Origin of the sequence: Ralstonia sp. ASV6 (genome assembly GCF_016429285.1) — a bacterium.
Lineage (GTDB): Bacteria > Pseudomonadota > Gammaproteobacteria > Burkholderiales > Burkholderiaceae > Ralstonia > Ralstonia flaminis.
Window position 1 is genome coordinate 16772 of sequence record NZ_JAELUI010000070.1, and the last position, 12406, is coordinate 29177.

Annotated in this window: 6 protein-coding genes; 5 read left to right on the forward strand and 1 reads right to left on the reverse strand. The window is 63.7% G+C overall.

Annotated features, from left to right (window positions below; all coding sequences use genetic code 11):
- Positions 1-155: 155 nt before the first annotated feature.
- A complete protein-coding gene (locus tag JHD73_RS15230; RefSeq protein ID WP_199031111.1) occupies positions 156-815 on the forward strand; it encodes a response regulator transcription factor in 660 nt (219 codons plus the stop codon).
- Here JHD73_RS15230 and JHD73_RS15235 read toward each other — a convergent pair.
- A complete protein-coding gene (locus tag JHD73_RS15235) occupies positions 782-2881 on the reverse strand; it encodes a sensor histidine kinase (RefSeq protein ID WP_233176992.1) in 2100 nt (699 codons plus the stop codon). The genes JHD73_RS15230 and JHD73_RS15235 overlap by 34 nt on opposite strands.
- A gap of 428 nt (positions 2882-3309) precedes the next feature.
- On the opposite strand from JHD73_RS15235, the gene JHD73_RS15240 reads away from it, so the two are divergent.
- The 4 genes from JHD73_RS15240 to JHD73_RS15255 all read left to right on the forward strand — a co-directional run.
- Complete coding sequence (locus tag JHD73_RS15240; protein WP_199031112.1) at positions 3310-4677, forward strand: NHL repeat-containing protein; 1368 nt, start codon at positions 3310-3312, stop codon at positions 4675-4677.
- Between the two features lie 254 nt (positions 4678-4931).
- On the forward strand, positions 4932-6299 hold the full coding sequence (locus JHD73_RS15245; RefSeq protein WP_199031113.1) for an NHL repeat-containing protein: 1368 nt from the start codon (positions 4932-4934) through the stop codon (positions 6297-6299).
- Positions 6300-6754: 455 nt separating this feature from the next.
- On the forward strand, positions 6755-8437 hold the full coding sequence (locus tag JHD73_RS15250) for a ShlB/FhaC/HecB family hemolysin secretion/activation protein (RefSeq protein WP_233176993.1): 1683 nt from the start codon (positions 6755-6757) through the stop codon (positions 8435-8437).
- 18 nt (positions 8438-8455) lie between these two features.
- A partial coding sequence (locus JHD73_RS15255; RefSeq protein WP_199031114.1) for a filamentous hemagglutinin N-terminal domain-containing protein occupies positions 8456-12406 on the forward strand: 3951 nt, incomplete at its 3' end.

The window sequence follows — 12406 nt, forward strand, 5'->3', positions numbered from 1 at the left end:
CTAGTCATATATATGAATAGATGAATTCTAGGGCTAACTGTCAAACGACGCAGTTGGTGTTAACCCCCTCAGGGCGGGGCGGGAGGACTCACGGCGCCCTAAAGTTTCTAATGACTTGACCGTATTGCGTGTCAGGGCAATTTTTCGGTTTGGATATGGGAACGGTACTGTTGCTTGAGGACGAGGTCGGGTTGCGCGAAGAAATTGCGGCCTTCCTGACAAAACGTGGTTGGACCGTCAGCCAGGCCGGTACGGTGGCGGAGTTTCGAGAACTGGCATTGCAAGCCAGTATTGCCGTCGTCGACGTGATGTTGCCGGATGGCAATGGGTTCGAGGCGGCCAGTTGGTTGCGGGAGCAGCAGAACGGCTGCGGCATCGTCATGCTGACCGCCCGCGGTGACACCCAGGACAAGGTTGCAGGCCTGGGCGGCGGTGCTGACCACTATCTGGTTAAGCCGATCAAGCTTCTGGAACTCGATGCGATCCTCCGAGCGCTGAGCCGTCGGGTGGTGACAAACTGGCGCCTTGAGCGGCAGGCTGGGGCGCTTGTGGCCCCACAGGGCAGCCGCCTTGAGGTTTCTTCCAGCGAGAGTCGTCTGCTCGAACTCCTCGCGCGTCATCCGACGCAGCCAGTCAGCCGCCGTCAGATTGCAGAGATCTTGGGCTACGAATGGCTCGACTATGACGAGCGGCGGCTTGAGACGATGGTCAGCCGCCTACGTCAACGCTGGCGCAACGTCGCGGGTACTGTGCTGCCTCTCAAGACAGCCCATCGCCTTGGCTACGCTTTTGCGGAGCCGATCTCGTTGGCCTGAGATCCAGCCGCGATCGCCGGCAGGAAAATGGTCACGCGGCAGCCGCGCCCCGGCGTGCTGTCCAGGCGCAGGCTGCCCTCTTGCATTTCGACCATACGCCGGGCCAGCGGAAGGCCCAGCCCGGTGCCGGGCTTCTGGCCCACGTTCTGGCCTCGATAGAAGCGCTCGAAAACGTGCGGAAGATCGGCCGGCCCGATGCCTGGCCCGTCATCCTCCACCTGCAGTTCAACACCATCGCTCAACCGCTTTCCGCGCAGCACGATGCGGGTGCCCCGGGGCGTGTACTTCACGGCGTTGTCGGCGAGCGTGCGCAGCACCAGGCGCAGCAGGCTGGCATCGCACATGAACGCTTCGTCCAAGTCTTGTGTTTCGACTTCGAGGCGATGCCCTTCCGACAGCAAGCTGGCGGCAGCGGCGGCGTCCTTCATGAGGATCGCCAGATCAGTTGGCGCCGCGTGGGAGCTGTGCCGCAGCAGTTCGAAGCCATCCTCATGCAGTGAATCGTTCAGCAGCACGGTCAAGCGCTGTGTGGCGCGGAGGATCTTCTGGTAGCGAGCGGTGGTCAGCGGGTCGGCGTGCGGATCATCCAGGTCGAGGTTCTGCGCGGTGGCGTCGATCACGGCCAGCGGCGTGCGCAGCTCGTGCGAGACCGTGGCTAGGAATTGCCGCTGCTCTTCCTGTGCGCGGCGCTCGAGGGAGAGCGCGCCCTCGACTTGCGCCATGGCTTCGCGTAGCTCTTGTGTGCGCAACGCAACCTTGGTTTCCAAGTCGCGCTCGGCTTGCCGCGTGACCCGCAATGCCTCGGCTTGGGCGGCCTCTTTCTCGCTGCGCAGATCGGTGTAGCGCCAAGTGATGGCCGAATTCATGATGAGCAGGAACGCCACCATGCCGATGTAGTTGGCATTGTCGACAAACAGGCCGGGTGCGATCCAGCCGTCATTGCGCGCCAGGCGCAGGGCGGTCCCGCCAAGCAGCAGGAAAAGCACCAGAAGCAGCACCCTGGCGGTCTTGTGGCCGTGCCAGGTCATCCAACCGGCAACGGCCATCAGGGCGCCGATGATGAGCGCCTGCCAGAGCAGGTATAGCGGACGAATCCACCAGACATTGTCGAACAGCAACCAAGGGGCAGAGGCCAGGGCCACGACCCAGGTCGTCAAGGAAAAGCCAATCGCCCAGCGCCGCAAGCTCGATTCGAACAGGCCGAGGTAATGCGCCATGAACAGCGCGCCCAGCGGCACCGCGCAGAACCAGCTCACCACGTAGAGCCCATCGTTGAACAAAGGCCAGTTGCTCAGAAGGTACTGATAGGTGAAACCCTCTGCGCCCAGCGAGGTGAGCAGGTTGGCAAGCACGGTCAGGCAGAACAGGCCGAACGAGCTGTTGCGCGTCACCCAGTAGAACCACCCGCTGGTAATCAGCAGCACCAGGTGCGCCGCATAGAACAGACCGAACAGCAGCAGTTCGCCGTCAATGAAGGAGATGAAGGCGTCGGGTGACCACAGCACCATGGGAAAGCTCATCGTGCTGGTGCTGCGCACACGCACATACACGGTAACGGGCTGCTCGGCCGGCAGGTTGAGCAGGAAAACCGGCGTGCGGTGGGAGATGTCGCGCCCTTCGACCGGATGCCGGTCGCCGGCGACATGCGCGCGATAGCCGCCGCCCGGCTCAGGCGTGTAGAGAGTGACGTCGTCGAGCAGGGCTGAGTTCAACTGCAGCAGCCATTGCGGTGACGCGTTCGCCGGCCGCAACAGCGTGATGCGTAGCCACGCGCTGCCTTGCCGGTAGCCCAATGCTGGCTGCGTATTCTGTACGCGGAAGGCCGCGGCGATGTCGGGCTGCGTCATCTGCTCGACGGCAAGCTTGTCCTGCGGATCGAGCAGCAACGCCCACTGGCGATTGAGCTCGACCTTGCCCGAGACCGGCACGCGCAGTTCAGCCTGGGCCGTGCCCGGCAGGAGGGCTGCCAATAGCGCGATGAAGATCGACCACAGCAGGGCGGTGCCTGCGCGCGCATATTCGTGACACCGGCTGTTGTGCCGTGTCCACCACCTACCGTTCTTCAAACCTTCCTCCAGTCACGCGCTGCCTCACTGCCATACCACCGAGCTGTGCGGCGCAGAGGCGCCTGCCGCCGCCGCGGGACTATAGCCCAAGCGCGGGCACTTCAGGCGCCCAAGGCGTCCATGTCAGAACTTGTCAGCTTTGCTTGCGGCCTGCTGGCTAGAGTGGGTACGCATGCGATATGGGGCAAGACCGGTACCTAGCTACTCGATCCGGTCGACTTCAATGTCGCGGTTTCCGGAGGTGAGCTTTCCGGCACGACGCTGAGCCCGCGGTTGGCGACAGCGACAAGAACTGAGATGGGTGGTCAAGACCGGTTTGCATAGCGCGAGCGTTTTCATGGAAGGCACGGTCTTGATGCGCGCTGGCCCATGCCCGAAACCAGCCATCCCCTGCGATTTCAGGGGTGGTTCATTTGAATATCAATCTCATGAAAACCAATACTGTGTACCGTGTCCGGCTCTGCGCTGCGGCGGCCATTTCTCTCTTCCTGGTGGCCTGCGGCGGCGGGGACGATACGCCTAACGCGAGTGCAGCTCCCCAGGCCCCTGCAACGCCCACTACCCCCACGTACACGATTGGGGGCACCATCGCCGGTCTGCAGTCCGGCACGAAGCTGGTGCTGCTGAACAACGGCGGCGATGCGCTGACCCAATCGGCCAACGGTGCATTTACCTTTGCAACGTCGGTTGCCTTCAACACGGGCTACGCTGTATCGGTAGGTACCCAGCCGCTGGGACAATCCTGCACGGTGAGCAATGGCAGCGGCACGGCTACCGCCAACATGACCAACGTGGCGGTGACCTGCGCGGCCGCTCAGGCGCAGGTTACCGCGCTGGCCGGCTCGACCACGAAAGGCCACGCTGACGGCACCGGCTCTGCCGCGTCCTTCTTTGGCCCAATCGGGGTGGCGGTAGATGCCAGCGGAAACCTCTACGTGGCCGACTCCAACAACAACATGATCCGCAAGATCACGCCGGCGGGTGTGGTGTCCACGCTGGCCGGTTCGACGACGGCGGGCCACGCCGACGGCACCGGCTCTACCGCGTCCTTCTACCAACCAATCGGCCTGGCGGTGGACGCTAGCGGCAACGTTTACGTAGCCGACTCCAACAACAACATGATCCGCAAGATCACGCCGGCGGGTGTGGTGTCCACGCTGGCCGGTTCGACGACGGCGGGCCACGCCGACGGCACCGGCGCTGCCGCGTCCTTCAATATCCCATCCTGCGTGGTGGTGGATGCCAGCGGCAACCTCTATGTAAGCGACGCCTTCAACAACCAGATCCGAAAGATCACGCCGGCGGGCGTGGTGTCTACGCTGGCTGGTTCGACGACGGCCGGCCACGCCGACGGCACTGGCTCTGCCGCGTCCTTCAGCGCCCCACGTGGCATGGCGTTTGACGCTAGCGGCAACCTCTACGTGGCCGACCAAGGCAACAGCATGATCCGCAAGATCACGCCGGCAGGCGTGGTGTCCACGCTGGCCGGCTCGACCACGCGTGGCTTTGCCGACGGAACTGGCTCTGCTGCATCCTTCGCCAACCCAAGCGGCGTGGCAGTGGATGCCAGCGGCAACGTGTACGTAGCTGACTATGCCAACAACGAGATCCGCAAGATTACCCCGGCGGGCGTGGTGTCGACGCTGGCTGGCTCGACCACGAGCGGCTCCGCCGATGGCACCGGTTCCGCTGCATCCTTTAACGGCCCATATGGCGTGGCAGTGGATGCCGGTGGCAACGTTTACGTGGCCGACGTCTTCAACAACATGATCCGCAAGCTTGTACCGGTGCAGTAGAGGGCGCAGTGCGGATGAGGCCGGGCGAGATGACGGCATTGCGGTTGCCTCGGCCCCCTCAACTGTTCGCCCAGCGCGATGGGACGCGCGTGCCGTCGGTCCATGCCGCGTAAGAACAACCTAAGCCTTACCGCAAGGTGAGCAACGCAAGTCGCCCGGCGCTTTGTTGCGCAAACGATCAACCTGTGCCGGCGGCAACTGTTATCGACCAACTCCCTGCCATTTCAGGGGTGGCCCAATTGGATATCAATCTCATGAAGCCCAACACTGTGTGCCGCGTCCGCCTTTGCGCTGCAGCGGCCATTTCTCTCTTCCTGGTGGCCTGCGGCGGCGGGGACGATACACCTACCGCGAGTGCAGCTCCCCAGGCGCCGGCTCCTGCAACCCCCACTACCCCCGCTACCCCCACTACCCCCACTACCCCCACGTACACGATTGGGGGCACTATCGCCGGTCTGCTGTCCGGCACGAAGCTGGTGCTGCTGAACAACGGCGGCGATGCGCTGACCCAATCGGCCAACGGTGCATTTACCTTTGCAACGTCGGTTGCCTTCAACACGGGCTACGCTGTATCGGTGGGCACCCAGCCGCTGTGGCAATCCTGCAAGGTGAGCAATGGCACTGGCACGGCCACGGCCAACATGACCAACGTGGCGGTGACGTGTGCGGCCACACAAGCGCTCGTCTCTACCCTGGCGGGTTCGACCACAGGTGGCTACACCGACGGCACCGGTTCGGCCGCATCCTTCGGCTTCCCATATGGCGTGGCAGTAGACGCCAGCGGCAACGTGTACGTGGCGGACGGCGGCAACAACACCATCCGCAAGATCACGCCGGCGGGCGTGGTGTCTACCCTGGCCGGTTCGACCCCGAGTGGCTACGCCGACGGCACTGGTTCCGCCGCGTCCTTTAGCGGCCCAACTGGCGTGGCAGTGGATACCAGTGGCAACGTCTATGTGGCCGACTCAGGCAACAGCGCGATTCGCAAGATCACGCCGGCCGGTGTGGTGTCCACCCTGGCCGGCTCCGCCGCGTCCCTCTCCATGCCAACCGGTGTGGCGGTGGACGGCAGCGGTAACGTTTACGTGGCTGACGTGAACAACAACGCGATCCGCAAGATCACGCCGGCGGGCGCGGTGTCCACGCTGGCCGGTTCGGGCGCGTTTGGCCACACCGACGGCACCGGTGCTACAGCGTCCTTCGCCAACCCAAGCGGCGTGGCGGTGGACGCCAGCGGCAACGTCTATGTGGCCGACCAAATGAACAACACCATCCGCAAGATCACGCCGGCGGGCGTGGTGTCCACCTTGGCTGGCTCCGTTACCCTCGGTTCCGCCGATGGCATCGGCTCCGCTGCGTCTTTCTCGAGCCCATATGGTGTGGCGGTGGACGCCAGCGGAAACGTCTATGTGGCCGACCAAGGCAACAACGAGATTCGCAAGATTACGCCGGCAGGTGTGGTGTCCACGCTGGCCGGTTCGGGCGCGTTTGGCCACACCGACGGCACCGGTGCTACAGCGTCCTTCGCCAACCCAAGCGGCGTGGTGGTGGACGCCAGCGGTAACGTCTATGTGGCTGACACGATCAACAACATGATCCGCAAGCTTGTACCGGTGCAGTAGAGGGCGCAGTGCGGATGAGGCCGGGCGAGGTGACGGCATTGCGGTTGCCTTCGTCCCTTGAGCCATTCGCGTGGATCAAGGGGCGGCAACACGCCGTCTGCATGTGCCGGGTGCCGTAAGTCGACATCCATCTTCCCGCGCGCAAGCGATCGGCCTCAGAGAGCGGGAGGCCGACGCACGGCGCCAGTGAGTCGAATCGTACTAGGCCTGCGCACGCGCATATCCGCTGCGCAGGCCGTTGCTCAATTGCCACTGAGACTGCTCTTCAAATCCTCCCCACGCACGCAATTTCGCGCTGCATTACCACCAGTCCGCGCGCTGCGGTAGCTCATGTCAGGACTTGTCAGCTTTGCCCGCAGCCCCTTGGCTAGAGTGGGCGCCTGTAAAAAAGCGTTCGACTTGTCTCTCCAATGCGCAATCCCGCCTCCCGCTTTTCTGGTCGCATGCCTGCAGGCATGCGGCAACTTGTTGGCCTGTGGCTGACCACGCTGGCCGCCGCTCCGGCCCTGGCGCAGACGCCACCCGATGCCGGCGCGCTGCGCCAGCAGATCGAGCCCGCTTTGCCTCCGGCCCTGCCTCAGCCCGTGGCGCCGGACCGCACCGCACCGCTGCCACCTATGCGGCAGCAAGGCGAGGCGACCGTTACCGTCAAGGCATTCCGCTTTGCCGGCAATACCTTGATGAGCGAGGCGCAGCTTGCGCCGGTGGTTGCAGGCTTTCTGGGCCGCGCGTTGAGCTTCAACGAACTGCAGGCTGCGGCCACAGCCGTGGCCAACGCTTATCGTGACGCAGGCTGGGTTGTGCGGGCCTATCTGCCCGCGCAGGACGTGCAGGCGGGCGTGGTCACCATCCAGGTGGTGGAAGGGGTGTTCGGCGGTGTGCGCATCGAAGGGGCTGGGCCGCAGCGCGTGAGCCGCGAGCGCATCTTGAATACCTTTGCGGCGCAGCAGGCGGTAGGCCAGCCGCTGAATACGCAAACGCTGGATCGGGCATTGCTGCTGGCGAACGATCTGCCGGGCGTGTCGCTGGTGGGGCGTCTGCAGCCCGGCGCGCAGGAGCAGGAAACGGATCTGGCGCTGAACTTCGTGCAGACGCCGCTGGCGACGGGCGATGTGGCGATCGACAACCAGGGCGCGCGCTCTACCGGCGCAGTTCGGCTGGTGGGCAACGCCAGCGTGAACAGCTTGGCGGGACTGGGCGACCAACTGCTGGCCAACGGCCTGTTGAGTGAAGGCTATCGCTACGCAAGGCTGGGCTATACCGTGCCGGTGGGCTACGACGGCTGGCGCGTTGGCGCCAACGCCTCACGGCTGGATTACCGGCTGGTGACCGACGACTTCAAGGCACTGGGCGCACGCGGCAACTCCAACACGGTTGGCCTGGAGGCCAGCTATCCGCTCATCCGCTCGCGCCAGCGCAACCTGTACTTCGTCGTCAACTACGACCACAAGACCTACGACAACGAAGCCAACCAGGTCACCACCAGTCGCTATTTCGACAACACACTGAGCCTGGGTCTGAGCGGCAATGCGTTCGACAACCTGGGGCGCGGTGGCTCCAACACGGCCAGCGCGATCTTCACTGGCGGCAACCTGAACCTGGGCCAGTCGCCCACGCAAGCGGCAGACGCCATGACCGCGCGCACGGCGGGCCAATTTCTGAAGTTGCGCTACGGCCTGTCGCGTCAACAGGTGCTGACCGATGCGTTGTCGGCCACGGCCTCGCTGTCGGGGCAGATGGCCAGCAAGAACCTGGATTCTTCCGAGAAGTTCTATCTGGGCGGTCCCAGCGGCGTGCGCGCGTACCCGATTGGTGAGGGCGGCGGCAGCGAGGGGCAAATGGTCAACCTGGAGCTGCGCTGGCGCTTGCCCTATGGCGTGTCGCTGTCGGGCTTCTATGACTGGGGCCACGTCACCATCAACCGCGACAACAACTTCCCTGGCGCGCCGCTGGTCAACAGCGTCCACCTGCAAGGGGCGGGGCTGGGCGTGCAATGGCAGCCCGGTCGCGGTGTGAACCTGGGCGCTATCTGGGCGCATCGCATTGGCGGCAATCCCAACGCCACGCCGTCTGGCAAGGATCAGGACGGCTCCCTGATCAAAAACCGCGTTTGGCTGACCGCCAGCCTGTCGTTCTAATTTCCCTGGATTCCAAGCATGAACAAGATCTATCGCCTGGTTTGGAGCGAGCTCGTGCGCGCCTGGATCGTTGTGGCAGAAACCGCGCGAGGCCGTGGCAAGGCCGGCCGCCGCTTGGGCGGCGGCGCAAGGCGTATCCGCCTGGCCCTCAAGCGGCTGGTGGTAGCACTGACCAGCATCGGCCTGGCGCATGCCGCGCCGCCGGCACCGAACCAACTGCCCATCGGCGGGCAGGTAACGGCCGGGCAGGCCAGCATCAGCACCAGCGGCAACACGATGAACGTCACGCAGACCTCGCAGAACGCGGTGGTCAACTGGCAGAGCTTCAATCTGGGTAGTGCCGCCACGGTCAACTTCCAGCAGCCTTCGGCCAGCGCGGCCATCCTCAACCGCGTGCTGGACAGCAACCCCAGCCAGATCTACGGCCATATCAACGCGCCGGGGCAGGTGTTCTTCGTCAACCCGTCGGGGATGTATTTCGGGCCGACGGCCAGCGTCAACGTCGGCAGCCTGGTGGCGACCACGCACGGCATCAGCAACGCCGACTTCATGGCGGGCAACTACCGCTTCACGCGCAATGGGGCCACGGGCAGCGTTGTCAATGATGGGCAGATCAACGCGGCACTGGGCGGCTATATCGCGCTGCTGGCACCGGAAGTGCGCAACCACGGCGTGGTCGTCGCCCAGCTTGGTACCGTCGCGCTGGCAGCGGGCGAGACGTACGAACTGCAGTTCAGCGGCAACCACACGCTGGCCAACATCCAGGTGACGCCTGCCACCATCGCCGCGCTGGTGGAGAACGGCAACGCCGTACGTGCGCCTGGCGGGCTCATCATCCTGTCGGCGCAGGCGGTTGACCGCCTGCAGGGCGGCGTGGTGCGCAACACCGGCACGCTGGAGGCCACGGGCCTGACCAGTGACGGCGGCACCGTGCGCCTGCTGGCCAGCGACACCATCCAGCAGAGCGGTGCCATCAACGCTGATGCAGCCGCGCAGAGCGCAGGCAAGGGCGGCAGCGTAATCGCGATCGCAGACCTGGGCAACGCCAACAGTCAGACCACAGTGGATGGCACCATCAGCGCACGCGGTGGCAATCTCGGTGGCGATGGCGGCTTCGTGGAGACGTCAGGCTCGCACGTGAGGATCGCGGACAGCGCGATGGTGGATACGCGTGCGCCGCAGGGTAAGACGGGTTCCTGGCTGTTAGACCCGGTTAATCTAACAGTGGCGATATCCGGCGGCGATATGACGGGTGCCGCCTTGAATAGCCAACTGCAGTCAACCGACATCACCCTCAGCGCAGGGAGCATCTACATCAACGATGCTGTTGCCTGGAGTGCGAACAAACTGACCCTGCAAGCATCCTCAACGATCAACATCAACGCCCCCATGTCAGCGTCCGGGGCCGCGTCGCTTGATTTCGAGGCAGCGAGTATGCCGCTGTCGGGAAATGGAACTGCCCTAGGGGTTTTAGTGGGCCTTGCGGCCAACAGAACCGGGTTCGCGGGGCGTGTCGACTTCAATTCGACTGGTCGTCTGATTATCGGCGGCACCACCTACACGCAGATCAAGACGCAGGCGGATCTGCAGAACATGTCGCTGAATGGCAACTACTTCCTGGGTAGCGATGTGGCGCTGAGCGGCGCCTTCACGCCGATCGGCATGGTGCCCAGCCGGACGGGGTCTTTCACAGGCAAGTTCAACGGGCTGGGACATAGGATTACCGGGCTTGAGATTGACCAGCCCGGCGTGGACAACGTTGGTCTGTTCTCCTCGATTGGACAGGGAGCGCAGCTTCGAAATCTGGGCGTGGAATTGGGCGCCAACGGCATCGTCGGTCAAGGGAACGTCGGCGCCATAGTGGGTTCCACCACATCTATTGCCTACATTTTTAACAGCTATGTCGCCGGCCCAGGTAGCGTCATGGGCTCGACCCAATACGTGGGCGGGGTCGTCGGAAATGCATCGAAGACCACCTTCAGCAATACATACGCCAATGTCGATGTGAACGCGCCCGGCGCCGACTATGTTGGTGGTTTCGCTGGCTACTTTGGGAGCACCAGCGGCACCGATGGATTCATGGTTAATGGGGCGATCGGCAACGTGACTGGCCGTGATTACGTTGGAGGCCTGTTCGGTCAATACTTCTCCTCGAACGCTGGGGGAGGAGGGGAATTCTGGCAGGGTAACAATTTTTCTGGTTCTGTCACCGGGCGCGACAACGTTGGTGGTTTGGTTGGCCTGATGGCTTCTGGCGCGATCAAAGTGTCCTATGCGACGGCAGCCGTGACTGGCCGGAACAACGTTGGCGGTTTGGTGGGGGCCGCAAACGGTGGCACAACTATCTTTGACGCATATAGTCGTGGCACCGTTAGCGGCGCGGATTTCGTGGGTGGGGTGCTCGGCTACGCGACAGGTAACAACCTGGAGTCTCCAGGTAGGGGAGGGGTAGGGCTTAGCCAAATCTATACCGCAACGCAGGTCAGTCTGACCGGTGGCTCGTCGGTCAATATTGGTGCGCTCGTGGGCGGTACAGCCGCGAAGGGCGCTCTTGCGTCTAATTTCCTTTTTTGGAATTCGGATTCGGCGGGGTCGTTGAATGCATACGGACAGAACGCAGTCGTAGCCAATAGCTCGATGCAGCCTGTCGCATACACTGACGTCCAGATGCGAAATCCGAAGAATTTCGTAAATAGCCTGGGTTTGGCCTATTTGGCTTACCCTGGATTTCCGCTGCCGCCTGGTACACAGCCCGACTGGGGCTATGCGAAAGATCCTTCGGTCAACAACGGTTTTCCTATTCTCTGTTTTTTCGGGGGTTGCAATATTCCAGGCAGCTCCAGCGGATCGGGCTCATCGAGCGGATCGGGGTCATCGAGTGGTTCGGGCTCGTCGAGTGGCTCGGGCTCGTCGAGTGGATCGGGCTCATCGAGTGGATCGGGCTCATCGAGTGGATCGGGTTCTTCTAGCGGTAGTGGATCATCCGGCAGTTCGTCGGGAAGCTCCGGATCGTCGAGTGGATCCCCAGTACCGATTCCGCCGCCTCCGCCGCCTCCAGCACCTGTTCCAGTGCCGATGCCGTCACCGCCGCCTCTGGATTCACCCTCTGGCAGTTCGAGCGGCAGCGGTTCGTCCTCCGGTAGTGGCTCATCGTCTGGTAGCGGCAGTTCATCCAGCGGCAGCGGTTCCTCGTCCGGCAATGGCGGTTCGTCGAGCAGCAGCTCCAGTGGCGGCAAGCCCGATGACGCGGGCTCTTCGAGTGGCAGCGGATCGTCCAGCGGAAGCGGTTCCTCGTCTGGCAACGGCGGTTCGTCGAGCGGCAGCTCCAGCGGCGGCAAGCCCGATGACGCGGATTCCTCGAGCGGCAGCGGTTCGTCCAGCGGCAGTGGCTCGTCGTCTGGCAACGGCGGTTCGTCGAGCAGCAGCTCCAGCGGCGGCAAGCCCGATGACGCGGGTTCCTCGAGCGGCAGTGGCTCGTCCAGCGGTAGTGGCTCGTCGTCTGGCAACGGCAGTTCCTCGAGCGGTAGCTCCAGCGGTGGCAAGCCGGACAACGCAAGCTCGTCGAGCGGCAGCGGTTCGTCCAGCGGTAGCGGCTCCTCGTCTGGCAACGGCGGTTCCTCGAGTAGCAGCGGTTCGTCCAGCGGAAGTGGCTCTTCGTCCGGCAGTGGTAGTTCGTCGAGCAGCAGTGGTTCGTCCAGTGGCGGCGGCTCATCGTCGGGTAACGGCGGTTCATCCAGCGGTAGCGGCTCCTCGTCTGGCAATGGCGGTTCGTCGAGCAGCAGCTCCAGTGGTGGCAAGCCCGATGACGCGGGCTCTTCGAGCGGCGGTGGTTCGTCTAGCGGCAGTGGCTCGTCGTCTGGCAATGGCAGTTCCTCGAGCGGCAGCTCCAGTGGTGGCAAGCCCGATGACGCGGGTTCCTCGAGCGGCAGCGGTTCGTCCAGCGGCGGTGGCTCGTCGTCTGGCAATGGC